Source organism: Phyllobacterium sp. P30BS-XVII (assembly GCF_014138335.1).
Taxonomy (GTDB): Bacteria; Pseudomonadota; Alphaproteobacteria; order Rhizobiales; family Rhizobiaceae; genus Phyllobacterium; species Phyllobacterium meliloti.
On sequence record NZ_JACGXO010000004.1, the window covers coordinates 264,386 to 288,658 of the forward strand.

Annotated in this window: 27 protein-coding genes; 14 read left to right on the forward strand and 13 right to left on the reverse strand. The window is 55.5% G+C overall.

Features of this window, described 5'->3' with window-relative positions:
• Window positions 1-2: 2 nt before the first annotated feature.
• From kynA to FHW17_RS13470, 3 genes are read right to left on the reverse strand one after another with little or no spacing between them, the layout of a single operon-like run.
• Complete coding sequence (gene kynA / locus FHW17_RS13460; RefSeq protein ID WP_112522530.1) at window positions 3-842, reverse strand: tryptophan 2,3-dioxygenase; 840 nt, start codon at window positions 840-842, stop codon at window positions 3-5.
• Window positions 839-2,074, reverse strand: coding sequence for a kynureninase (kynU, locus tag FHW17_RS13465; protein WP_113094972.1), 1,236 nt, complete (start codon window positions 2,072-2,074; stop codon window positions 839-841). Before kynU ends, kynA begins: the two co-directional genes overlap by 4 nt.
• A gap of 20 nt (window positions 2,075-2,094) precedes the next feature.
• Complete coding sequence (locus tag FHW17_RS13470) at window positions 2,095-2,838, reverse strand: GntR family transcriptional regulator (protein WP_112522529.1); 744 nt, start codon at window positions 2,836-2,838, stop codon at window positions 2,095-2,097.
• Window positions 2,839-2,955: 117 nt separating this feature from the next.
• Between FHW17_RS13470 and FHW17_RS13475 the strand changes: the two genes are divergently transcribed.
• From FHW17_RS13475 to FHW17_RS13490, 4 genes are all read left to right on the forward strand, one after another.
• Window positions 2,956-3,930 carry an ABC transporter substrate-binding protein gene (locus FHW17_RS13475; protein WP_112522528.1) on the forward strand — a complete coding sequence of 325 codons (975 nt, stop codon included), beginning with the start codon at window positions 2,956-2,958 and terminating at the stop codon, window positions 3,928-3,930.
• Between the two features lie 108 nt (window positions 3,931-4,038).
• Window positions 4,039-4,821, forward strand: a complete 783-nt coding sequence (locus tag FHW17_RS13480) for an ABC transporter ATP-binding protein (RefSeq protein WP_113094973.1) — start codon at window positions 4,039-4,041, stop codon at window positions 4,819-4,821.
• A gap of 5 nt (window positions 4,822-4,826) precedes the next feature.
• Complete coding sequence (locus FHW17_RS13485; protein ID WP_112522527.1) at window positions 4,827-5,747, forward strand: ABC transporter permease; 921 nt, start codon at window positions 4,827-4,829, stop codon at window positions 5,745-5,747.
• 112 nt (window positions 5,748-5,859) lie between these two features.
• Window positions 5,860-6,684, forward strand: a complete 825-nt coding sequence (locus tag FHW17_RS13490; RefSeq protein ID WP_182510096.1) for an alpha/beta hydrolase — start codon at window positions 5,860-5,862, stop codon at window positions 6,682-6,684.
• Window positions 6,685-6,772: 88 nt separating this feature from the next.
• Here FHW17_RS13490 and FHW17_RS13495 read toward each other — a convergent pair whose 3' ends face one another.
• Window positions 6,773-7,039, reverse strand: coding sequence for a helix-turn-helix transcriptional regulator (locus tag FHW17_RS13495; protein ID WP_091882948.1), 267 nt, complete (start codon window positions 7,037-7,039; stop codon window positions 6,773-6,775).
• A 471-nt stretch (window positions 7,040-7,510) separates the two neighbouring features.
• On the opposite strand from FHW17_RS13495, the gene FHW17_RS13500 reads away from it, so the two are divergent.
• The gene (locus tag FHW17_RS13500) at window positions 7,511-8,083 is read left to right on the forward strand and encodes a peroxidase-related enzyme (protein WP_182510097.1); all 573 of its coding nucleotides are present in this window, start codon (window positions 7,511-7,513) and stop codon (window positions 8,081-8,083) included.
• A 65-nt stretch (window positions 8,084-8,148) separates the two neighbouring features.
• Window positions 8,149-9,111, forward strand: a complete 963-nt coding sequence (locus tag FHW17_RS13505) for a DUF6454 family protein (RefSeq protein ID WP_182510098.1) — start codon at window positions 8,149-8,151, stop codon at window positions 9,109-9,111.
• Between the two features lie 47 nt (window positions 9,112-9,158).
• On the opposite strand, the gene FHW17_RS13510 is transcribed toward FHW17_RS13505, so the two are convergent.
• Window positions 9,159-9,326, reverse strand: coding sequence for a hypothetical protein (locus FHW17_RS13510; RefSeq protein WP_182510099.1), 168 nt, complete (start codon window positions 9,324-9,326; stop codon window positions 9,159-9,161).
• On the opposite strand from FHW17_RS13510, the gene FHW17_RS25460 reads away from it, so the two are divergent.
• The gene (locus FHW17_RS25460) at window positions 9,254-9,526 is read left to right on the forward strand and encodes an ATP-binding protein (RefSeq protein WP_348643737.1); all 273 of its coding nucleotides are present in this window, start codon (window positions 9,254-9,256) and stop codon (window positions 9,524-9,526) included. The genes FHW17_RS13510 and FHW17_RS25460 overlap by 73 nt on opposite strands.
• Here the strand turns inward: FHW17_RS25460 and FHW17_RS13515 are convergent.
• The gene (locus tag FHW17_RS13515; RefSeq protein WP_182510100.1) at window positions 9,445-9,645 is read right to left on the reverse strand and encodes a hypothetical protein; all 201 of its coding nucleotides are present in this window, start codon (window positions 9,643-9,645) and stop codon (window positions 9,445-9,447) included. The two genes, FHW17_RS25460 and FHW17_RS13515, sit on opposite strands and share 82 nt — an antisense overlap.
• Window positions 9,646-9,867: 222 nt before the next feature.
• Between FHW17_RS13515 and FHW17_RS13520 the strand changes: the two genes are divergently transcribed.
• Entirely contained in the window at window positions 9,868-10,500 is a 633-nt protein-coding gene (locus tag FHW17_RS13520; protein WP_182510101.1) for an outer membrane protein, read from the forward strand.
• A 707-nt stretch (window positions 10,501-11,207) separates the two neighbouring features.
• On the opposite strand, the gene FHW17_RS13525 is transcribed toward FHW17_RS13520, so the two are convergent.
• From FHW17_RS13525 to FHW17_RS13545, 5 genes are all read right to left on the reverse strand, one after another.
• Window positions 11,208-12,407 (reverse strand): ABC transporter permease, encoded by a 1,200-nt coding sequence (locus tag FHW17_RS13525; protein ID WP_112522522.1) that lies wholly within the window; start codon window positions 12,405-12,407, stop codon window positions 11,208-11,210.
• Window positions 12,408-12,409: 2 nt separating this feature from the next.
• A complete protein-coding gene (locus FHW17_RS13530) occupies window positions 12,410-13,114 on the reverse strand; it encodes an ABC transporter ATP-binding protein (RefSeq protein WP_112522545.1) in 705 nt (234 codons plus the stop codon).
• Between the two features lie 11 nt (window positions 13,115-13,125).
• Window positions 13,126-14,385, reverse strand: coding sequence for an efflux RND transporter periplasmic adaptor subunit (locus tag FHW17_RS13535; RefSeq protein WP_112522521.1), 1,260 nt, complete (start codon window positions 14,383-14,385; stop codon window positions 13,126-13,128).
• A 293-nt stretch (window positions 14,386-14,678) separates the two neighbouring features.
• Window positions 14,679-15,320: a 3-oxoacid CoA-transferase subunit B gene (locus FHW17_RS13540; RefSeq protein WP_112522520.1), complete on the reverse strand. Its 642-nt coding sequence runs from the start codon at window positions 15,318-15,320 to the stop codon at window positions 14,679-14,681.
• A 1-nt stretch (window position 15,321) separates the two neighbouring features.
• The gene (locus FHW17_RS13545) at window positions 15,322-16,068 is read right to left on the reverse strand and encodes a CoA transferase subunit A (protein ID WP_112522519.1); all 747 of its coding nucleotides are present in this window, start codon (window positions 16,066-16,068) and stop codon (window positions 15,322-15,324) included.
• An 82-nt stretch (window positions 16,069-16,150) separates the two neighbouring features.
• On the opposite strand from FHW17_RS13545, the gene FHW17_RS13550 reads away from it, so the two are divergent.
• Window positions 16,151-16,738, forward strand: a complete 588-nt coding sequence (locus tag FHW17_RS13550) for a LuxR C-terminal-related transcriptional regulator (protein ID WP_112522518.1) — start codon at window positions 16,151-16,153, stop codon at window positions 16,736-16,738.
• Between the two features lie 15 nt (window positions 16,739-16,753).
• Here the strand turns inward: FHW17_RS13550 and FHW17_RS13555 are convergent, their stop codons facing one another.
• A complete protein-coding gene (locus tag FHW17_RS13555) occupies window positions 16,754-17,302 on the reverse strand; it encodes a cupin domain-containing protein (protein WP_112522517.1) in 549 nt (182 codons plus the stop codon).
• A 149-nt stretch (window positions 17,303-17,451) separates the two neighbouring features.
• Here FHW17_RS13555 and FHW17_RS13560 point away from each other — a divergent pair, with 149 nt between their 5' ends.
• Complete coding sequence (locus FHW17_RS13560; protein WP_112522516.1) at window positions 17,452-18,780, forward strand: aspartate aminotransferase family protein; 1,329 nt, start codon at window positions 17,452-17,454, stop codon at window positions 18,778-18,780.
• On the opposite strand, the gene FHW17_RS13565 is transcribed toward FHW17_RS13560, so the two are convergent.
• Window positions 18,777-19,991 (reverse strand): ROK family transcriptional regulator, encoded by a 1,215-nt coding sequence (locus FHW17_RS13565; RefSeq protein ID WP_112522515.1) that lies wholly within the window; start codon window positions 19,989-19,991, stop codon window positions 18,777-18,779. The two genes, FHW17_RS13560 and FHW17_RS13565, sit on opposite strands and share 4 nt — an antisense overlap.
• A 216-nt stretch (window positions 19,992-20,207) precedes the next feature.
• On the opposite strand from FHW17_RS13565, the gene FHW17_RS13570 reads away from it, so the two are divergent.
• The 4 genes from FHW17_RS13570 (at window position 20,208) to FHW17_RS13585 (ending at window position 24,269) form a co-directional block, all read left to right on the forward strand.
• Entirely contained in the window at window positions 20,208-21,446 is a 1,239-nt protein-coding gene (locus tag FHW17_RS13570) for an extracellular solute-binding protein (RefSeq protein ID WP_112522514.1), read from the forward strand.
• 77 nt (window positions 21,447-21,523) lie between these two features.
• The gene (locus FHW17_RS13575; protein WP_112522513.1) at window positions 21,524-22,405 is read left to right on the forward strand and encodes a sugar ABC transporter permease; all 882 of its coding nucleotides are present in this window, start codon (window positions 21,524-21,526) and stop codon (window positions 22,403-22,405) included.
• A complete protein-coding gene (locus tag FHW17_RS13580) occupies window positions 22,405-23,250 on the forward strand; it encodes a carbohydrate ABC transporter permease (RefSeq protein ID WP_112522512.1) in 846 nt (281 codons plus the stop codon). The genes FHW17_RS13575 and FHW17_RS13580 overlap by 1 nt, the downstream gene beginning before the upstream one ends.
• Window positions 23,247-24,269 carry an SIS domain-containing protein gene (locus FHW17_RS13585; RefSeq protein WP_182510102.1) on the forward strand — a complete coding sequence of 341 codons (1,023 nt, stop codon included), beginning with the start codon at window positions 23,247-23,249 and terminating at the stop codon, window positions 24,267-24,269. The genes FHW17_RS13580 and FHW17_RS13585 overlap by 4 nt, the downstream gene beginning before the upstream one ends.
• Window positions 24,270-24,273: the final 4 nt, after the last annotated feature.

A 24,273-nucleotide genomic window follows, 5' to 3' on the forward strand; every position in this document is an offset into this window, starting at 1 on the left:
GCCTAAAGCTCGGTCCGCATGCTCCACAACTCAGGAAACAGCACGATATCCAGCATCTTGCGCAGGTAGTTGACGCCGGATGTGCCGCCCGTGCCTGTCTTGAAGCCAATGATGCGTTCCACCGTGGTCACATGGTTGAATCGCCATCGCCGGAAGTAATCCTCGAAATCAACAAGCTTTTCCGCAAGTTCATAGAGTGGCCAATGGGTTTCGGGTGAGCGGTAGACTGCAAGCCAGGCATCCCGCACACTGTCATTGGCCTCATAGGGCAAAGAGCAATCGCGCTCGAGCATAGCCTTGTCGATGGCAAAGCCCTTGCGCGCCAGCAGGCGGATCGACTGGTCGTAAATGCTTGGCGCATGCAAAATACCATCAAGCCAGGAATGGATATCGGGCTTGTGTGCATGCGGGCGCATCATGGCGGCGTTCTTGTTCCCCGCTAAAAATTCGATTGCGCGGTACTGGAACGACTGAAAACCGGAGGACATGCCAAGCGCTTCACGAAACGTCGTATATTCGCTCGGCGTCATGGTTCTCAGCACATCCCAGGCGGAATTCAGCTGATCGAGAATGCGCGACACCCGGCTCAGCATCTTGAACGACGGCGCCAGATCATCTTTCGCGATATGTTCGCAAACGGACATCAACTCGTGGATGACAAGCCGCATCCAGATTTCCGAAGCCTGATGCTGGACAATGAACAGCATCTCATCATGCGCATCGGAAAGCGGCGATTGTGCCGTGAGAATCTTGTCGAGACGCAGATAATCCCCATAGGACATGCGCCCGTCGAAGGACATTTGCGCGCCCTCAGTCTCCGGATTGTAAGGCGTGCGGCTCATGTCACGGCTCCCCTCACCTTGTGTTCCGGCGCATCCCATGCGCGTGTCGCCAGAATTTCCTTGAGAATGGCCACCGCCTCGGACACTTCGGCAAAGCTCAGATAAAGCGGCGTGAAGCCAAAGCGGATAATGTCAGGGGCACGGAAATCGCCGATAACGCCGCGTGCAATCAGTGCCTGCATGATGGCATAGCCATTGTCGCACGAATAGGACACCTGACTGCCGCGCTGGTCGGGGTTGCGCGGTGTGACCAGTTTCAGGCCGAACTCATCGGCAAAGCTGTCGACCTCCTGAATGAAGAAATCGCAAAGTGCCACGGACTTTGCCCGCAGCGCATTCATATCGACCTCTTCCCACAAGGCAAGCGCCTCATCCATCGCCACCATGCCAAGCACCTGCGGCGTGCCGCAAAGATACTGGTCGATACTGTTCGATGGCGCATAGGCCGCTTCGAATGCGAAAGGCGCACGATGCCCGAACCAGCCGGACAAAGGCTGGCGGAAACCGCCCTGATGCCGCGGATTGACATAGAGGAATGCCGGAGCGCCGGGACCACCATTCAGATATTTATAGCCGCAACCAATGGCGAAATCCGCACCGGCTCCCGCCAGATCAATCGCCATGGCACCAGCGGAATGCGCCAGATCCCATATGACAAGAATGCCCTTCTCGTGCGCCGCCTTGGTGATTGCAGCCATATCGTGCCTATAACCGGTGCGATAATTGACATGGGTCAGCATCAGTACGGCCACGTCCTCATCAAGCATCGCCGGAATATCGGCGGGCTTTTCCGATAACACCAGCCGGTGATCCTGACCGATCTGCCTGGCCACGCCTTGCGCGATGTAAAGATCAGTCGGGAAATTCTCCCGCTCCGAAACAATCTTGCTTCGGCCGGGATTGAGACTGAGCGCCGCCGACAGCACCTTGAACAGATTGATAGACGTGCTGTCAGCAGAAACAACGCTCCCGTCCTGTGCGCCGACCAAACGACCAATCTTGCCGCCGACCTGTTGCGGCAGATGGACCCAACCGGCGGTATTCCAGCTGCGGATAAGCTGCTCGCCCCACTCCTCGCTGATGGTCCTGGCAACCCGAGCCTTTACGGTCTTGGGCAAGGCCCCGAGGGAGTTGCCATCGAGGTAGATGACACCTTCAGGCAGTTCGAACCGCTCCCGGAAATGCCGCAAAGTGTCCGTTTCGTCCTGATGCGTCGCGTCGATTCGTGTCATCGTCATTGTCTCTTTGGTTTTCAGGCAGCGGTATCAAAGCCAGCAATGCCGCTGGCTTTGGCGAGTTTCACAAAGGCATCCTTGGCAAGCCGGACGTGATCCAGCATCAGCGCTTCGGCCCTGACTTTGTCGCGGGCAAGCGCGGCTTCCATCAGGGCTGAATGTGCATCAATGCCCAAGGCTTCGCGCGAAAGATTGCCGAGCGACTTGTCGCTGTTCTCCTGCGCGGCCCGGGTCAGATGATCAATCCGCAGGATGATATGGCGGCGATAGCGATGCAGTTGCGCATGCAGTTGCTGGGCAAAATTCAACAGCCATTTGGACGAGGCACCCGCAATGAGTGCCATGTGAAATTCCGTATGGGCTGCATCCCAGATATCAATCGCCTCGAACTGCGAGAATGAATTGGGCACATCGCATTTCGACAGGCGGTAATGCGCACCAACAAGATTGGCTTCCCAGTCGCGATCGCCATTCTCGATGGAACTGACAAGCAATTGCGTTTCGATGACAGAGCGCGCCGCTTCAAGGTCCTGCAGCTCCTCCAGCGTAACGATAGCCACCCGAAAGCCCTTATTCGCCTCGGTTGTCACAAAACTTTCCGCCTGCAGACGGTTCAGCGCTTCCCGTACCGGCGTCGCGCTGCTACCGAGTTCCGCGGCGAGCGTTCGCAGGCGCAGGGATTGCCCCGGCTGCAAATCCCCATTCAGGATGCGCGAGCGCAACGCTGTATAAAGGTTTTCAGACTTGATGTTTTCGGCCATTGTGTTCCCTCGGCCTTTGCCATTTTCTATTTGTATATCATTTCACGTTTGTTATATTATTTTCAAGCCTGAGGAGGCGAGGCCAATAAAAAGCCAACAAAAAGTGGAGAACAATAAATGATCGGTGCAAAATATGTCGTGCGGACAGCGCTTGCTGCAGCACTGGGAATGACGCTTGGGCTCAGCGCAGCCTATGCAGAGACAAAAATCGGCATCGCGCAGTTCGGCAAACATCCGCAGCTCGATGAAACCGTTACGGCATTCAAGGCTGAACTGGTCAAACTCGGCATTGCCGATGCGGTTTTCGATGAGTTGCAGGTCAATTTTGATGCAACGCTCATTCCGCAGATGGTTACAAAGCTGACCTCGGCCAATCCAAAACTGATTCTTGCCGTCACAACGCCAGTGGCGCAGGGCGCGCGCCAGATCGTCGGGAACACCGGAACCCCAGTTGTTTTCGCTGCTGTGACTGACCCTGTCGTTGCCAAGCTCACCCCTTCATGGGAAGCAGGCGATAAGAACATGACAGGCGCATCGGATTTGCAGGATGTGGATTCGGTCGTCAAATTCATCAAGAAGCTGCTGCCTGACGCAAAGCGCCTCGCCTATCTCTACAATCCCGGCGAAGACAATGACGTTGCTGTGCTGAAACTGGTCAAGACAGCCGCTGAAGCTCAGGGCCTGCAGGTTGTGGAAGTTGGTCTTGATAACACCAACGACATTCCGATCCGTGTCAGCTCGCTCGCTGGCAAGGCCGACGTCATTTACGTGCCGGCATCAAACCTCGTACAGCCAGCTGTTCCTGCTGTTGCCGCTGCAGCGCTCAGCATCAACATTCCGATCGTCAACGCATCGGCGCAGGCTGTGCGTGATGGTCTTGTCGCTGCGGCGTTTGAAGTGTCCTACACCAAGGTCGGACAGAACGCCGCCAAGCTTGCATCCGAAATCATTGCAGGCAAGTCACCTGCCAGCCTTGCACCGATCAAGCCATCCTATGAGGATCACACCGCGCTGATCAACGAGAAGGTTCTGGCAAAAACTGGACAGAAAGTTCCGGATACTTTCAAAGATTGCGGCTGTTTCGTCAAATAAGCCTTCTCCTATCGTCTGCAAACATATAGTTCCTGCGCCAACAGGCGCAGGAACTTTTGACACGGAGCAAAAAGCTCCGGTTTGAGGGGCTCAAACATGACTACCGACATGCTTGCCGTTACAGGCGGCACAAAGATTTTTTATCGCGGCACACCGGATGAACGCCGGGCGCTTGATGGATTGAACATTACGCTCAAACCTGCTGATTTCTGCATTGTCATCGGCAGCAATGGCGCCGGAAAGTCCAGTTTCCTCAATGCGGTCTCCGGCAAGCTGCCACTCGATTCCGGCCGTATCAGTATTGACGGACTGGATGTCACCAAGCTTAACGCCCATAGGCGTGCCCAATTCATTGCCCGCGTCTTTCAGGACCCAATGATCGGCACCGCGCCCACCATGACGATTGGCGAGAACATGCTTCTGGCGGAGCTGCGCGGCAAACCGCGCGGGTTCTCCTACGGATTGACGGCGAGCCGCCGGGCAAAATATCGCGAGCAGTTGTCGGAACTCAATCTTGGCCTTGAAAACCGGTTGGATATGCCGGTCGGACTCCTGTCCGGTGGCCAGCGCCAGTCATTATCGCTGGTGATGGCTGTTTCAACACGCCCGAAACTTCTGTTGCTTGATGAGCATACGGCGGCGCTCGATCCGCGCACTGCCAAGCTGGTTATGGATACGACAGTGCGGGCCGTCGAGGAATTACACCTCACCACGCTGATGGTGACGCATAATATGGATCATGCGATCAAATACGGAAACAAGATCGTCATGATGGATGCGGGCAAGGTTCTGCTTGAAATCGGACAGGAAGAAAAGCGCGGCATCACGGTGCCTGATCTTATCGACCGGTTTCACACCAAGTCCGACGCCATCGCGTTGCAGGGGAGTTGAGTACTATGGATATTCTTGGCACCCTCACCAGCTTCTACGCCCTCATTCCCGTCACCATCGCCCAGAGCCTGATCGTCGCCTTTGTCGTGCTTGGCGTCATGCTGCCGTTCCGCATCCTGAATTTTCCCGATCTGACGTCGGAAGGTGCCTTTCCGCTCGGAGGCTGCGTCTGCGGCACGCTCATTACAATGGGAGTCAATCCGTTTCTGGCATGCGGCGTCGCGCTGATCTGCGGCTTTCTCGCGGGCTGTACGACGGCGTTCATCCATCTGCGCTTCAAGATCAACACATTGCTGGCCGGTATTCTTGTGATGACGATGCTCTACAGCATCAATCTGCGCATCATGGGCCGCACCAATATTCCGCTTTTCACCTATGATACGGTCTTCACCATTCTGGCAGGACCATCAGCCAATGTTTCCTGGGTCAAAATCCTGATCGTCGGTGCTTTGATCGCGCTGGTCGTTGGTGCCATGCTGTATTTCTTCATGTCGGAGAAAGGCACATCCATGCGCGCGGTTGGAGCAAGCCCTGATATGGCGGAGGCACAGGGCATCAATGTCGGCATCGCCACCATATTGGGCGTTGGTGCAGCAAGCGCGCTTTCAGCAACCGGCGGCAGCATCATGGTGCAGACGCAGGGCTTCGTGGACGTCAATATGGGTTTTGGCATCCTGATCAACGGCCTTGCAGCTCTGATCATCGGTGAGGCTGTCACCGGGCGGCAATCGATCCTGCGTCAGGTGATGGCACCGGTGGTCGGCTCCATTGTCTATTATCAGCTGATTTCCTTCTGTCTGACACTCGGATTGGCACCTGCTGATCTGAAGTTTGCCACAGGTGCATTCGTTCTGCTCATGCTGGCTCTGCCGAACCTGCGCAAATCCGGCGGAGGCACGCAAATTCGCGAAAAGGTGCGGGAATAACAGGCCCGCATTGTTGGGACGGAGATTTTGATCCGCGCCCGGCCTCTGCTAATCTGGAGCAAGCAGGCTTGATCCGCGCGACGGCCGGATTTGAGGGGGGACTGTTACGGATATGACGAAGAAATTCGACTGGGACGCTGCCTATTCCAATGGCGCCTATATTCCGGGTGGAAATGACTTCCCGCCCAGATGGAAGAACCTGGCCGCCGAATTTCGAGCGGAGATCGCTGCCGCTGGCCGCCTGCGCGCTGACATCAGCTATGGCCCGCATGAGCGCAACACTCTCGATCTCTTCATGCCGCGCGGTGAAGCCAAAGGCCTCGTCGTGTTCGTGCATGGCGGATACTGGATGAGTTTCGACAAATCAACCTGGTCACATCTGGCAAAGGGCCCGCTCGCGCACGGATTTGCCGTGGCCATCCCCTCCTATGTGCTGTGTCCGCAAGCGCGTATCAGTGACATTACCGTGCAGATCGCCACTGCCATCACCCACGCCGCCGCGGAAGTTCCCGGTCCTGTTCATCTGACAGGGCATTCGGCGGGCGGGCATCTGGTCGCCCGCATGGCGTGTTTCACCTCGCCGCTCAGCCAGCCGATTCGCCACCGTATCCGCAAGACGGTGGCCATATCTACCCTTGGCGATTTGCGCCCTCTGATGAAGACGCGGATGAATGAAACGTTTCATCTCGACGCTGTGGAAGCGCGCCTTGAAAGCCCTTCTCTGCTTGAGCCGCAGGAAGGTGTTGACATCACGGCATGGGTCGGTGGTGCAGAACGGCCTGAGTTTGTCCGGCAGAGCACTTTGCTGGCCAATATCTGGTCAGGCTTCGAGTGTAATGTGAATGTCGTAGTAGAGCCGGAAAAGCACCATTTTAACGTGATCGACGGACTTGCCGATGCGGATCATGCGCTGACACGCACGCTGCTCTGCCTATAATTCAGTAGATCGAATCAAAAGACTGCCAGAGTTGGGATATGGCTCTGGCAGTCTTTTGTGATTTTTTGATTTAAATAAATCAATTATCTCATGCACTTAGACGCTTTGAAACTTCAGGCGTCATAGCATTTGCCGGCAGCCCGAGGGCATGGGCAATGCGTTCCAATTTAGTCGGGTCGGAATTCTGACCGCTTTCAATTGTATCAATTTCGAGGGTCGTAAGACCGCACGCAACGGCCAGATCCTCTACGGAATATCCGAATTGCTCGCGGAACGCCCTAACAATGTTTGTACCATTGGCTATCGCCGTGGAAATGGCTTCTGGCAATGAATAGTCGCCGACGGTTGTGCTCATCGCTTTGCTCCTAACGTGAATGGTTGGTTAACAAATCGGAAGGCAGAACTTATACGTCCATCCTGTTGGATCAAGCCTTTTATCTGCAATCACATAAAACGTGATCGTAAAGCTCCGTCCGAACATGCCTTATTTAGGCACCAGATCTCTGTACAATACTGTAATTCGCGGAATGTTAACTCGACCAATTCCTAAAGAATATCAGTGGATTGTTACGCCACTGTGTCAGTTATGACAGGGTATATATAGGAGCGATGAGACGAAAATGAACCATCACACCTTGAAATATTTCAGACTGGCATTTTTGCCTCTTATTGTAACAATTCCCCTGCTGACAGGATGTGCCGGCGGTGTCTACTATGACACATTCCGGTATGATGCGACCTGCACCGACTCGGATGCACGCCATCCGGACAGGGGCCCGGTTTGCGAGGTAAGGAAGACGCGTTAAGCCCTGATGAGGCCGCAACGATGTCAATCCCGTCTATCAGCCGTTTCCCGATACCTTCCATCGCTGACCTGCCGCAGGACATCGCCGACCGGATACTCGCCGTACAGGAGAAGTCCGGTTTTGTCCCGAATGTCTTTTTGGTGCTCGCCCATCGTCCGGACGAGTTTCGCGCCTTTTTCGCCTATCATGATGCCCTTATGGACAAGCCGGGCGGCCTGACAAAGGCCGAAAGGGAAATGATCGTGGTGGCAACGAGCGCCGCCAACCAGTGCCAGTACTGCGTCATTGCCCATGGCGCGATCCTGCGTATCCGCGCCAAGAACCCGCTGATCGCCGACCAGATCGCAACCAACTACCGCAAAGCCGATATTACGCCCAAGCAAAGGGCGATGTTGGATTTCGCCATGAAGGTCTCCGTGGAAGCCTACAAGGTCGAGAGCGCCGATTACGAGCAGTTGAAAGCCCATGGGTTTTCTCGGGACGATATGTGGGACATAGCGGCAATCTCCGCTTTCTTTGCCATGTCGAATCGCCTCGCCAACGCAACAGACATGCGCCCCAACGACGAGTTTTATGTGATGGGCCGCGGATAGGTGCTTCACGCCCCTGTCATCGTGACGCGCTAGGCCTGAAGCACAATCTGCCGGAGGATGACATCATGTCTGCAATGCGAAACACACTTGCCATAGCAATCACCATATTCACGACGATTGCCGATTCATCCGCAAACGCTGAAATCATTCAAGCCGGACGTACGATCAGCGAGCGTCTCAAGACATTCGACAGGAATACCGTCTGGAAACCGGTTGAGCAGATCACCTTGAACTTCCCGACCTTCCATCCGCAGGGAATGGTGAAAATCGGTGATGTCTTCTACATAACCTCCGTCGAAATCACCAAACCCACGATCAAGTATGACCAACCGCGCGACGGCTATGACCGGGATACGGGTGAAGGCAAGGGGCATTTGTTCAAAGTGGATGCCAAGGGCAATCTGCTTGAAGACCTCGCATTGGGTGAAGGATCGATCTATCACCCCGGTGGGATCGACTTTGATGGTACCTCGATCTTTGTTCCCGTCGCGGAATACCGTCCGAACAGCGCCGCCATTATCTATAAAGTCGATCCAAAAACCATGAAACCGCAGGAGGTGTTCCGTTACAAGGATCATCTCGGCGGAGTTATTCACGACACCGAGAACAAGACGCTCAATGCGGTCAGTTGGGGATCACGGCGCTTCTATGCGTTCACGTTCGACAACGCTGGCAAAGTCACCAACGCGGATGTGGAGCGGACAAAGCTGGCCAAGCTCAATCCCTCGCACTACATCGATTATCAGGACTGCAAATATCTCGGGGCAAGCGAAATGCTGTGTGGCGGTTTGACTGCTTACCAGACGAAGAAGGATGGTCCCAAATTTTCGCTGGGCGGGCTTGAGATCATCAACCTTGCCTCCAATCAGCCCGTCTATCAGGTACCCGTGCAACTCTGGACGGAAGCGGGGCTGCCCATGACCCAGAACCCCTTCTGGATCGAACCCGCAGACAAGGGATTGAAAGCCTACTTCATGCCCGAAGATGACAAGTCCACGATCTATATTTATGAAGCGCAGGGCAAATAGCAGTCGTCCCTCTCCCAACTTGCACCATCTTCGGACAATGGTGTGTGTTATGATGCGGTCATAATACCTTGAAGGAGATACTGGATTTGCAGCGGATCAATCGGCCCGGTGAAACGTTTCATCGTGTGAATCTGGTCAAACTTTGTCAGCGCGTTGCTGCAGACCTCGCGCCCATTCGCGTCGAGCAGGGCGGCATTATCGAGGTCGCGGATCAAGGACCTGGAATACCGATGCGGAACGCGAGTTAATCTTTGAGCCGTTTTACCGTTTGCATCCACGCGAGCGGGGAGCCAGCCTTGGCCTTAATGTAGTGAGGGAGATTATCACCCGCCGTCAAGGCCATGTGGCAGTGGTGGAAGATATTGGTGGCGGCGCCTGCTTTCGCATCACAATCCCTCTTGTAAAGCCAGCCTGACCATATTTCTTAAAAAAACGTAAATAAAAATCACGTAAATTATTGAAATATATAATAAAATCTTTCATTTCTCCGTTTTGTGCAATGTGGGTGCAATCTTCAATTGCAAAATAAACCATGTCTTCCGGCGCAATGGATATCGCAGGAAGTGGGGTGGTCGATTGCAGGGGTTTTGCGTCAGTTTCGGTGGCCAGCTCATAGATCAGGCGATCATCGCGCCGGAAGACATCCGTATCAGAGCGTGATCAGCCCAAGTGTATCAGGCTCTCGGGAGTTGAACCGCGCAACATGTCGCCGGACAGTTCGGTGGATCATGCGCTTGTATGTTTGGAGTAATGCGAATGTCCTCTCAAAGAAAGACTGTCTTGCTGGCTGGCGTGGTTGCGCTGCTGGCTTTCACAACCGGGACGGCGATGGCAGCCGATTATTATAATCCCGCCCCGGCCTATAACGACCCGCCCGCGTTCCAGTGGAGCGGTGCCTATATCGGCGCCCATGGCGGTACGGCCTTCACCAAGATGCCCAACCCTTTTGCCGACAGAAACGGCTGGAGCGGTGGTATTCAGGGCGGCTACAACATCCAGATGGGACCGGCTGTTCTCGGTGCTGAACTTGAAGGTTCCTATCTCGGTGGCGCAGAACACAAGGTGCGCGGCGGCAAGATTGAAGAAAAATGGCGCGCGGCGGCAAAGGCCAAAGCCGGTCTGACATTCAATCAGACACTGGTCTTTGGTACCGCCGGTGTGGCCCTGACCAAGTTCGATGCCGGTGACAAGGTGCGGGATACCAGTGGCTGGAAGACCGGCTACCTCGTCGGCGGCGGTGTCGAACAGGCTTTCGCCGGCGGTCTCTCGGCCAAGATCGAATACAACTACATCCACACACCCAATGTGAAGGCGACCTCGGCTCTTGGCCGTAGCGAAACCGACATTGGAAGCCATGAACTCAAGGCCGGTCTCAATTACCGGTTCTAGCAATAAAGTACGATCCCGGCAGGTAAGCCGCCGGGATCGCACCCGGACTACGCTGCGCGAGAATGTGGATACTAGTCCCGTTCACATGCGTGCGGTGTAGAAGTGCCTATCCGTGATGGGCGCTGTTCGGAGAGAAAATGGTTTGCAGCGCCGGTAGCGATCCCGCCCATCAGTCTCTGCCCGCCCTAAAGACTGTTTTCTCTCCGTTCGCACTTGGGCTAAGGCCGTGCAGACCGGCCATTTCTACCATCATGTCAGAAAGATTAGACGGGGCGGATCGCCCCGATCTCGCATCATATTGAGCTAATTTTCTTTGGAACATTCTGCAGTAAAGTTTTCGTTAATTAATGCACTTCTTAACAAATTTATACTTTATTATAAGTATTAATAAATAGAAATACACCCGGATGCTCTTTAATGAGCATCCGGGTGTAATATGTTAGATAGGCAAACTACCGAGTAAACCTGCGATGAGGTTGACGACAGCTTCAAGAAGGTGCTTAAGAAGATCTCCGAACATCTAAATGTCCTCCCGATTAAGTAAGTCAGCGCTATCATTATTATCAGACGTGTAATTGTTTACTAATAAATTGTTATCATTCGTCTTTACTATTAAATTTGAACCACTTTGTTTTAACCGCATGTTTTTGGCTGTATTTGACCACCTAATTTTAGTTAAATATTTAGTGCATCATCACTTTAATTGATTATTCATAGCGCAGGGCATCAATCGGGTTCATCCGCGCAGCGCGGCGCGCCGGGAAATAGCCAAAAATCACACCGATCAAAGCGGAGAAGCCAAAAGCGATCAGCACAATGGATGGATCAACCACGAAGGGTACGCTCATCAGGCTGACCGCCGTATAGGCGAGTACCAGACCGATGATCATGCCGATCAGACCGCCAATCAGGCACAGGACGATGGCTTCCACCAGAAATTGGGTCAGAACCTGCCGTTCCGTCGCACCGATGGCGAGGCGCACGCCGATTTCGCGCGTTCGCTCCGTCACCGAAACCAGCATGATATTCATAATGCCGATACCACCGACAAGCAGGCTGACCGCCGCAATAGAAGACAGGAGCCCGGTGAGGATCACCGTTGTCATTGAGACGATTCCGAGGATCTGACTGAGATCGGTGACTTCAAAATCCCGATCACCCGTTTCTCGGATTTTGCGCCGTTCCTTGAACAGGTCCTCAAGTGCAGTCTTGACCGGGCCCGTCGCACCATCCTTGGCCGAAACCGTGATCAGCGACACATCGGTGGAACCGGCAATCCGGCGCTGGAACATGCGGAACGGGATGAGAACCATGTTGTCCTGATCCTGCCCGTCAATGGCTTTGCCCTTGGAAACCAGCGTGCCTATGACCTCGCAGGAAATGCGATTGACGCGGATACGGTCCCCATCCGGAATAGTATCTCCGAACAGGACCTTTCGCACCGTTCCACCGATAATACAGACGGATCGACCGCTGCGCTCTTCTGACTCCAGAAAATTGCGTCCAGATGCCAGCTGCCAGTTCATCGTGGTGAAAAAGTCATTGGTTGAGCCAATAACCGATACAGTCCGGCTATTGCCCTCCCGGATGGCCGTGCCGGATACCTGACCAAAGGGGGCGACGGCGGCAATGCCTGGAATCTGATCACGGATCGCGTCAACGTCCCTGACATCAAAGGTACGTGGTGCGAGGGTTGAGCGTCGCTCGGGGTTGCCGGGCGACACGAAAAGCAGGTTAGTACCAAGTTTTGAAATTTCACCCGTAACCCGCTGCCGCGTGCCATTGCCGACGGTGACCATGGCGATCACCGCACCGACGCCAATAACGATGCCCAGCATCGTCAGGAACGAACGCATCATATTGCGTGACATGGAATGCAGTGCCAGCCGGAACGCTTCAAGCAGCATTGTTATAAATCCTGTCTGCGTTCATCGCTCTGGATGTGACCATCGACAAAGCGGATTATACGCCGGGCATAGGCGGCAATATCGGGCTCATGGGTGACCATGATGACAGTGATGCCATTATTTCTGTTAAAACCGGAGATAACATCCATGATCTCGGCACTGGTTTTCGTATCGAGATTGCCGGTGGGTTCATCGGCGAGCAACACCTGCGGATTGGTGACAATGGCGCGCGCTATGGCTACACGCTGCTGCTGGCCACCTGACAGTTCAGAAGGCACATGACTGGCACGCGTTGCCAGACCCACCTGCCGCAGAGCTTCCAAAGCGCGCTCCCGCCGTTCTGCGCGGCCCATGCCACGATAGATCAGCGGCAGTTCAACATTCTCAACCGCAGATGTGCGGCGCAGAAGATTGAAGCCCTGGAAAACAAAGCCCAGCAACTCCCGCCGCAACGTTGTCTGTTGATGCCGGTCGAGCTGGTCGATGCCGGTGCCGCCAAACAGATATTGTCCAGTGCTTGGCCGGTCGAGGCAGCCAATCAGGTTCATGGCCGTTGACTTTCCAGACCCTGATGGCCCCATGATCGCAACGAAATCCCCCCTCTCAATGGCAAAGTTGACACCAGCCAAAGCGTGAACGGCGGCCTCACCCTCGCCGTAGCTCTTGGTCACTCCACGGAACTCGATCAATGGTACCGGTTTTTGCATGGGCTGCGCGGTCATTTTGGCGGCGTGCTTGCAGCCACGATCACCTGATCGCCTGCTTTGATCTCGCCGGAAAGAACGATCGTGTTGCGCCCGTCTGTCGCGCCGGTGCGCAGTTCAAGCTTTTCTGGCTTGCCACCACGCAGCACCCAGACATTACGCAGCGCCCCGGCCTCTTTCTTCACAGCATCCGGCGTTGCTGGCGTTTGGTCAGCCGGAGTTGCCGCCTCGGCCTTTGCCGGTTCATTGGGCGGTGTAAATCGCAATGCCGCATTGGGGACAAGCAGCGCATCCTTGACCTCCTTGACATTAATGTAAGCCGTGGCGGTCATACCCGGACGCAAGGCAAGGTCTTCATTGTCAACGGCCAGCATGGCCTTGTAAGTGACAACATTCGAGACTGTTTCGGGTTGAAAACGGATGTTGACGATCTTGGCCGGGAATGTGCGATCCGGATAGGCATCCACATTGAACGTCGCGTCCTGTTCCGGCTTGACGAGACCAACGTCGGCTTCGTCGACATTCACCTGCAACTCCATCCTTTTCAGATTGCCGGCAAGCTTGAACAGAACAGGCGCCTGAAAAGCAGCGGCAACCGTCGCACCCGGATCGACCGAGCGGCTCAGCACGACACCATCGATCGGCGATATGATCTTGGACTTGCGCAAGGAGGTTTCATTGACCTGCAGTTCCGCTTCCGAAACGGCCACTTCAGCATTCGCCACATCAAGCGCGGCAACGGCCGAGTCGTATTCCGACTTGGCAACGTCAAGTTCGCGCACGGATGAAACCCTGCTGTCCTGCAGTGCCGTCATGCGTTCAAACGCATTCCTTTTGGCCGCGAGTGTTGCCTGTGATTGCACGACACGGGCACGCGATGCCAGAAGCTTTGATTTCGAACTCTCGATGTTGGTGTTGATCGTGTCGATATCGAGCGTTGCCAGCACATCACCCCGGGCGACGAAACTGTTATAATCAACAAGCACGGTGCGAACCGTGCCGGAAAGTTCGCTGGACACGTCCACCTGTTCGGTAGGCTGCACAGTTCCCGTTGCCGATACGGTGATGGAAAGCATGCCCTTGGTCAGCGGCTTCTCGGTATAGCTATATTGCGTACCACGAGAATACCACGACATGGCTGCCAGAACTGCGACAATGAGAAGACCGCCGCCCCACAGGAAGGGGTGTCTGCGAAAAACATTCCGCTTGCCCCTCTTGTCGACAATGGAAGCCAGTGTTTTGCTCAGGTCCGGTTGGTTTGTCGAAGAGTCCACGCTGTTACGCCATTCGCTTTATCGGTTGCATGATGCGCCAAAGCGCTTTGAGTGACATAAGCCCATAAAAATCAGACTTCAATGCGGTAAGCCCTTCTGCTGTCAGCCATGCAATATAAGTGAACGGATACTATTCAATCCAGTAGCTGATATTTGCAGGGGCAGATTGCGTCAGCATTGCAGAGAAAATGCCGATAGAATGGGCTGAAACGGAGAGGTGTGCTTTAAAGAAGAGAAAAACCGGCGGAGGATTATCCTCTACCGGTTCCCATTAGGCATAATGCAAAATTATATTACAGGGCGACGTCGAAAGTCGCTTGTGTCTTGGCTTTGATTTCATCCACCGTAACACCGGGCGCAATTTCGATCAGCGTCATCTTCGGCTCGCCGCGCCGCTCGATTGTGAAAACACCAAGGTCAGTAATGACGAGATCGGTGACACGCTGCCCGGTAAGCGGCAACGTACATTCCTCGAGAAGCTTGGCCTCACCCTTGGCCTCGTGTTCCATGACAACGACAACCTTCTTGACGCCGGCCACCAGATCCATGGCACCGCCCATGCCCTTGACCATCTTGCCGGGAACCATCCAGTTGGCCAGATCGCCATTGCGGGCAACCTGCATGGCACCAAGGATCGACAGATCGATATGGCCACCGCGGATCATGCCGAAACTGTCGGCACCGGAAAAATAGCTTGTCGTTGGCAGCTCCGTAATTGTCTGCTTACCGGCATTGATAAGGTCGGCATCTTCTTCGCCCTCATAGGGGAAAGGTCCCATGCCGAGCATGCCGTTCTCGCTCTGCAGCTGAACGCTCATGCCTGTCGGAATAAAATTGGCAACAAGCGTCGGAATACCGATGCCCAGATTGACGTAAAAACCGTCCTGCAATTCCTTTGCGGCCCGTTCGGCCATCTGATCACGTGTCCAGGCCATCTCAGTTCACCTCACTTGCAGCGACAAGACGCGGACGGGTTGTCCGTTGCTCGATATGTTTGACGGGATTGGGCACATGCACGATGCGTTTGACGAAAATACCGGGCGTATGGATATGGTCGCCATCGATATTGCCCGCATCCACCAGATTTTCAACTTCGGCAACCGTGATTTTGGCGGCTGTGGCCATGATCGGGTTAAAGTTGCGTGCGGTCTTGCGATAGACAAGATTGCCTTCCGTATCACCCTTGAAGGCGTGAACGATGGAAAGATCGGCAAACAGGCCGCGCTCCATCACATAGGATTCGCCGTCAAATTCGCGCACATCCTTGCCATCGGCAATAATGGTGCCAACACCCGTCTTGGTGAAGAATGCCGGAATACCCGCGCCACCGGCACGAATACGCTCGGCAAGCGTGCCCTGCGGGTTGAATTCCAGCTCCAGTTCGCCTGACAGATATTGCTGGGCAAACAGCTTGTTCTCACCCACATAGGACGAGATCATCTTGCGGATCTGCTTGGTTTCCAAGAGAACGCCAAGGCCGATACCATCAACGCCCGCATTGTTGGAAATAACCGTCAGGTCCTTCACACCGGAATCCCGGATTGCGTAGATCAGGGCTTCGGGAATACCACAGAGGCCAAAGCCTCCGGCCATAATGGTCATGCCGTCAAACAGCACGCCATCCAGCGCATCGCTTACATCTGAACGAACTTTTTTCAAGAACACTCTCCCATTGTTCTCCATCCACTGCGGCGGGTTTTCAACGCTGCCGTTGCCGCAACGGTATGGCTTGTCTTGGTGGCACAGGTAGTCGTATTAATACTGCATGACCGCAGCCGAGTTTCCTATCTCCGACATTGCCGTTTCAGGAAGCGCAAAACGCTTCATCTTAACCGACATGCCGGTGCCGATGGTCTATGCGACACACCGTATCATACGCGATTGCAATTTCGAATTCGCCGAGACCTTCGGCTACGAACGCGGCGAACTGATCGACCAGAGCTTCAGCCGTCTCTATCCCAAGATCACCGACTTTGTTCGTACCGGAGAAATGTGGCGAACAAATTTCGCTGGCGGGCGTGTCTATTACGACGAACGGGTGATGCGGCGGCGTGATGGGGCGAGTTTCTGGTGCCGGGTGCGCGGGCGCAGCGGCAATCATGCCGATCCCTTTGCCGAAGCGCTTTATTGCTTTGAGCCGATGAACCGTACTGTGGCTGGAAATGCCAGCCTGATCTCGGACAGGCAGAGACAGGTGCTCACCCTTGTCTCGCAGGGCAAGACCAATGCGCAGATCGCCCATGAAATCGGCCTGTCAAAACGAACCATAGAAGCACACCGTGCCCGCATCATGCGCGCTTTCGGATTGAACAACAGCGCAGAATTGATCGCCTGGTTTTCATCGCTGCGATAATCTCCTTCACACTGATCAAAACGTCGGCGGCGTGCAGGCGCTGACAATTTCACAAGGGTTTGGACCAACGCAGCGAAAGCGGTGCGGCTGGCGGCTTTCGAAATAATAGGCATCGCCCGGACCAAGAATGCGCCGCTGGTCATCCACAGTCACTTCAATCCTGCCGCTGATGACGACACCGCCCTCCTCGCCTTCATGTACAAGCATGACCCGGCCAGTATCGCCGCCCGGTTCATACCGCTCTTTGAGGATTTGCAACGCCCTGCCAAACAGGTTTTCGCCAATCTGGAGATAAGAGATATTGCCCTTGCCGATCTCAACCAGTTCACCCGCCTCGTAGAACACCTTTTGCTTGAGATCGGGCTCGATAGCAAAGAACTCGGAAAGACCAATTGGAATGCCATCGAGGATGCGTTTCAGTGCGCCAACCGACGGATTGGTCTGATTGGACTCGATCAGCGAAATCGTGGAATTCGTAACACCGGCCCGTTTGGCAAGTTCACGCTGCGAGAGATCGTGTCTTTGCCTGAGATACCGGAGCCGCCCGCCCAGATCAATTTGCATATCCTGCCTCATCAGCTGTTCTACATGTTTGATATAGAAAATTTATGGAGTATGATATAAATAAAATCAATATGTTATCGAATCGTAGAAAAGGACTTGTTGGCAAATAGAAAGCATGGCTCCCTATCCGTAGAAGAGGAGCCTCCACCATGCTGATGAGCAATACCCCGTCACTCGAAAATTACTGGATGCCATTTACGGCGAACCGGCAGTTCAAGGCGGCACCACGCCTGCTCGCCTCCGCCAAGGGCATGTATTACACCGATGTCGATGGCGGACAGGTGCTCGATGGCACGGCGGGCCTCTGGTGTGTCAATGCTGGCCATGGCCGCGAAAAGATCGCTGATGCGGTAGCGCGCCAGCTGGTGACTATGGACTATGCGCCCTCCTTCCAGATGGGACATCCCCTCGCATTCGACTTTGCCGAAAAGCTCGCAGCACGCGCCCCCGGCGGCAAGAAGGCTGGACTGACGAAAGTGTTTTTCACCGGTTCCGGTTCGGAGTCGGTTGATACGGCGCTCAAGATCGCCATCGCCTATCAGCGCTCCATCGGTCAGGGCACCCGCACGCGCGTCATTGGCCGCGAACGCGGCTACCACGGCGTCGGCTTTGGCGGCATTTCCGTCGGCGGGCTGGTCAATAATCGCCGCGTGTTCCCGCTTCTGCCGGGCACCGACCATATCCGCCATACGCATGATCCGGTTCGCAATACCTTCGTCAAAGGTCTGCCTGAACATGGCGCTGATCTGGCTGATGATCTGGAGCGGCTGGTTGCGCTGCATGGCGCCGAGACCATTGCTGCCGTCATTGTCGAGCCGGTTGCCGGATCAACCGGCGTTCTCCTGCCCCCAAAGGGTTATCTGGAGCGGCTGCGGGCGATCAGCCAGAAACACGGTATTCTCCTGATTTTTGATGAAGTCATCACCGGTTTTGGTCGCCTCGGAACGCCTTTTGCGGTCGATTATTTTGGCGTTGTGCCTGATCTCGTCACCACCGCCAAAGGTCTGACCAATGGTGCCGTGCCGATGGGTGCTGTTTTTGCCAGTGAAACCATTCACGATGCGCTGATGCACGGACCTGAAAGCCAGATTGAGCTTTTCCACGGCTATACCTATTCCGGGCATCCTGTTGCCTGTGCCGCCGGTCTGGCAACCCTCGAAGTCTATGAAGAGGAGGGCCTGCTCACCCGTGCCGCTGACATGGCTGAGCATTGGCAGGGTGCGCTCCATAGCCTCAAGGGTCTTGCGAACGTCGTTGACATTCGCACAATTGGTCTGGTCGCCGGTATTGAACTTGCCTCACGTCCTGATGCCATCGGCGGGCGCGGTTATGATGTGTTTACCGACTGCTTCAAGAAGGGTCTGCTGGTGCGCGTCACTGGCGACATCATCGCTCTTTCGCCGCCACTGATCGTCGAGAAAGAACAGATCGATACCATTGTGTCGATGCTGGGTGACGCGATCAAAGACGCGGCTTAAGGGGTTTTCAGGATTGCCGAGAAGCGTGGATCGAAAGCCCGCGCAATCGGCTCCGCTGCCGCTCCCAAGGCGACCGACCAAGGATCAGCGAGCCCTGCCTGCAGGCGGGGCTCCGGGTAACGCAGCGCCCGGTCGGCAATAGACGGCAGAATGGGTTCCATGCGCGTGATAAGGCTGTCGATCAACACCTTCGGCGCTCCGCCGCACAGAATCGTGGTTTGCGGATCAAAGATGGATTCCAGCATCTGCACCGTCCGGCGCAGGCGATCCGCAGCATTGTCGATCCAGCGCTCCACGGCAGGCCCGCCCTTGACCACCGCATCGGTGACAAGTTCGAACAGCTTGGGATCAGATCGATCGAGCCCCAGCACATTGCATAGCGAGGCCATGGATGTGTAATGCTCCAAGGGCTCCACATCCGCACCGTCACCGGGTGCCAGCGCCAGCATCATGCCGATCTCGCCAGCATTGGAATAAGCACCGCCATAAATTTCGCCGTTGAGGATCAACCCGGCACCAAGGCCATAGCCAAGATAGATGCAGACCACATGATCAAGGCCATGGGCTGCACCCATCAACCGCTCCGCCGTCGCCGCCGCAGAGGCGTCGTTTTGCAAGGCAACTTCAAGGCCCGTGCCTTCGGCAATCCGCTCAACCAGCGGAAAATTCTGCCATGCTGTCATCATCCATGGATCGTCATAAAGCTCGTTGATACCAAACGGACCGGGCATGGCGAGGCCAAGGCCGACGAGCTTTCTTCGCGCCTGCGGGAACTGGGACGTGAGCGCTTCACGGGCCTTTTCAACCAGATCAAGAATAACGACAACACCTTCGGATGGGCCACCCGCCGGTAGTTTGGACTCAAACTGCACCAACACGTCGCCAACAAGATTGACAATCACCGCTCGCGTGATGTGCCGGTCAATCTGCAAGCCGATGGCAAAGGCGCCCTCGGGCACAAGCTGATACGGCGTCGCGGGCTGGCCGCGCCCTTTGCGGACGCTGGCCTGCGATTGCACCAGCCCGTCACTGGCCAGTTCTTCAATGATGTTGGAGACTGTCTGCGGCGTCAGTCCGGTCGCTCGCGCGAGATCGGCACGGGACAGCGCACCATTCACCCGCAAAGCATCAATCATGATGCGCCGGTTGTGCGCACTCGCACCACCCAGATTGGTTCCACTTTTGGCCCGGATCGATTTTCTCGCGTCCATTCTGTCCCCTCTTGACACCAGAACAATATTGATCAAGAAATAAGTCAAGACAATTGATTTAATGCAAAAGACCACAAGAGTCTTGGGGAATGTGAGCGCTGGCTGGACGTAACACGTCACGGGCAGATCCTGAACAGAAAAGCTCCCGGACTGTGACGACCAATCGGCGCTGTCTATAATGGATGGTGCGCGAGCTATAAGCCAATAGGAGGTATCATGTTGAAATCTATCCAGACAGCGCTTCTAAGCGCGACCCTTCTGGGAGCGGCACTCGCCTCTCCTGCCCATGCGGAAACCAAGATCAACGCCCTGTTCATGGCACAGGCCGCCTATAGCGAGGCGGATGTCCGCGCGATGACGGAAGCCTTCACCAAGGCCAATCCTGATGTGACGGTCAATCTTGAATTCGTTCCCTATGAAGGTCTGCACGACAAGACCGTTCTGGCGCAGGGTTCGGGCGGCGGTTACGATGTCGTTCTGTTCGATGTGATCTGGCCTGCCGAATATGCCACCAACAAGGTGTTGCTCGATGTATCGGACAAGATCACCGGCGACATGAAAACGGGCGTTCTCCCCGGCGCATGGACCACCGTCGAATATCAGGGCAAGCGCTACGGCATGCCGTGGATTCTCGATACCAAATATCTGTTCTACAACAAGGAAATCCTCGAAAAGGCCGGCATCAAGACGCCGCCAAAGACCTGGGGTGAACTGGCCGAACAGGCCAAGGTCATCAAGGACAAGGGTTTGCTGGCAACGCCGATCGCGTGGAGCTGGTCGCAGGCGGAAGCGGCCATTTGCGACTATACCACGCTGGTCAGCGCCTATGGCGGCAGCTTCATCAAGGATGGCAAACCGGTTTTCCAGACGGGCGGCGGTCTTGATGCACTCAACTATATGGTCGACAGTTATAAGTCTGGCCTGACCAACCCCAATTCCAAGGAATTCCTTGAGGAGGATGTGCGCCGGGTATTCCAGAATGGCGAAGCCGCTTTCGCGCTCAACTGGACCTATATGTACAACATGGCCAATGATCCGAAGGACAGCAAGGTCGCGGGCAAGGTCGGTGTCGTCCCCGCTCCCGGCATTGATGGCAAGAGCACGGTTTCAGCCGTTAATGGCTCCATGGGTCTCGGCATCACTTCAACCAGCAAACATCCTGACGAAGCGTGGAAGTACATCACTTTCATGACCTCCCAGCAGACGCAGAACCAGTATGCCAAGCTGAGCCTGCCGATCTGGGCATCGTCCTATACGGACCCGGCTGTATCCAAGGGTCAGGAAGAACTGATTGCAGCGGCCAAGCAGAGCCTTGCCGCCATGTATCCACGCCCGACAACGCCGAAATATCAGGAACTGTCGACCGCGCTGCAGCAGGCCGTTCAGGAATCGCTTCTGGGCCAGAGCAAGCCTGAGGATGCGCTGAAAACCGCCGCCGAGAACAGCGGACTCTGATCCAACCATGCGGGCGGCAGAACATTGCTGCCGCCCGTATCTTTCTCAATGATTGATATTGTGGCAGGCTGATTTTTATGACGAGCAATTGGATTACGACCCGCGCGTGGCTTCTGATGCTGCCACTCCTCATCGTCATGATCGCGATTATCGGCTGGCCGCTTGTCGATACGGTGCGCCTGTCCTTCACCGATGCCAAACTGGTTGGCACCGAAGGCAATTTCGTCGGTATCGACAATTACGTGAAAATCCTGTCCGGCTCGAATTTCCAGCGCACCTTGATCACCACCACGCTGTTTGCCGTTCTCTCCGTTGCGGCGGAAATGGTGATCGGCGTCCTCGCCGCCCTGCTCCTGAACCAGCAGTTTTATGGCCGCTCCGTGCTGCGAGCGCTGATGATCCTGCCATGGGCATTGCCAACGGTGGTCAATGCTACTTTGTGGCGGCTGATCTACAATCCTGAATATGGTGCCCTCAACGCTGCGCTGACACAGATCGGCCTTCTCGATACCTACCGGTCGTGGCTGGGCGAACCCGGCACTGCCTTGACCGCGTTGATCGTTGCCGACTGCTGGAAGAATTTTCCACTGGTTGCCCTGATCGCGCTGGCGGCACTTCAAGCAGTGCCTCGCGATATCACCGCCGCCTCCATGGTGGACGGTGCCGGTGCCTGGTCGCGCTTCCGCTTTGTCATCATGCCCTATCTCGCAGGCCCGCTGATGGTCGCGCTGGTCCTGCGCACCATTGAAGCCTTCAAGGTCTTTGACATTATCTGGGTGATGACCCGTGGCGGGCCTGCCAATAGCACCCGCACCCTGTCGATCCTCGTCTATCAGGAAGCATTTTCATTCCAACGCGCAGGTTCCGGCGCATCGCTCGCATTGATTGTCACGCTTCTCGTGACCGTTCTCGCCGTGGCCTATGCGGCCCTGATCCGCAAAAGTGCAGGAGCCTCCTGATGGAACGCCGCAGCCTGACAGCCACCATCTTTGTTTATATTGCGGCCCTGCTGCTGGCAGCAGTTATTCTTGCGCCTGTGCTCTGGCTGTTCATCATGAGCATTTCCTCGACCACTGACCTCATTACCAAGCCCCTGCGCTGGTGGCCTGAGACCATCGATCTGTCGCGTTATGGTGTGCTCCTGTCGAGTGCTGCCAACAGTGCGGGTGAAGCATTCGTTGCTTCGCTGTTCAACAGCCTCGAGGTGGCAGGCATGGCAACCGCGGCGGCGCTTCTTGTGGCCATTCCGTCCGCATGGGCGGTATCGCGCACGCCAAGCGTCGGCTGGTCGCTCTACGCGGTTATCGCCACCTATATGCTGCCGCCGGTTGCCTTGGCCGTCCCGCTTTACATGGCGTTGTCGTGGCTCGGCCTTCTCAACAATGTTTTCGGGCTGGCGCTGGTTTACCTTACGATCCTTGCGCCCTTCACCACATGGCTGATGAAATCCGGTTTCGATTCCATTCCGCGCGAAATTGAGAGCGCCGCTACCGTTGATGGCGCGCGACTTGACCAGATCCTGCGCCTGATCACCCTGCCGCTCGCTGCTCCTGTCATGGCAACCGCTGCGCTCTTTGCCTTTCTGCTTGCATGGGATGAATTCTTCTATGCCCTGCTGTTCACCTCTGACCAGCGGGCCAAGACTCTCACCGTCGCCATTGCCGATCTGGCGGGCGGGCGGGTCTCTGATTACGGACTGATTGCTACAGCGGGTGTGCTGGCCGCCCTGCCGCCGCTGATCATCGGTCTTTTCATGCAGCGTGCCCTGATTTCGGGCCTGACCAATGGCGGCGTCAAAGGATGAGTATGACTTCTGATACAAACCGGCCAGCGGGTCTTGTGGCAATCGAAAAGGAAATGGCACGGCAGAATGCAGATGCGATTGCTTCCTTCGAGACCGCAGCGTCGCTTGCCGCAACAATCGCCCAATCGCTACGCAAGACCAGCCGCCTTCTGCTGCTTGGCATGGGCGGTTCTCACGCTGTCAGCCGTGCCGTTGAGCCGCTCTATCGCAGCTTGGGTATTGATGCCGTCGCCATGCCTTTGTCAGAGCAGCTCGGTCAGCCCGTGCCGATTGCCGGTAAAACAATTCTTGTGACCTCCCAGTCAGGCGAAAGCGCTGAAGTGCTGCGCTGGTTTGATGAAGCCGGGATTGTCCCTGATACATTTGGGCTGACGCTCGAAGGCGGATCAACTCTGGCCCGCACCGTGCCTTCACTGGTTGGTGCCGGTGGAACAGAAAACGCTTTCGCTGCGACCCGCAGTCTCACCGTAAGCTTTGCGCTGCATCTTGCCGTTCTGGCCGCGCTTGGCGACGATCCGTCGACTGCACTTAAGCTCCTTGGAGAAGGTGGCAAACCCGACATTGATGCTGCCGTTAAGACATTGAGCGGAGTTTCATCCATCGTCACATCCGGTCGCCGTTTGCAGGGCATTGCCGAGGCCATTGCTCTGGGCCTCACGGAACTGTCACGCATTCCCTGCTTTTCATTGGAAGGCGGTCAGCTACGCCATGGCCCGATGGAGATGCTCGGGCCAAAGATTGGTGTCGTGCTGTTTCGCGCCAAGGACACCACCGCTGAACTCGTCGCAAGAATGGCAATATCTGCATCCGAAGCGGGATCACCTGTCATCGTGTTTGACGCATCAGGCGAGGCTCCAATTGATGGAGCAACAACGGTAGATATTGGTGAAGCTGCCGGTGTCGCAGCCATCTTCGCTCTTCTGCCTGCCGCCCAGCGTTTCATGATCGCTTTTGCCGGTGAGCGCGTAGCGGATGTGGGAACGCCCGTTCGCTCGACCAAGATTACACGGAGCGAGTGAGATC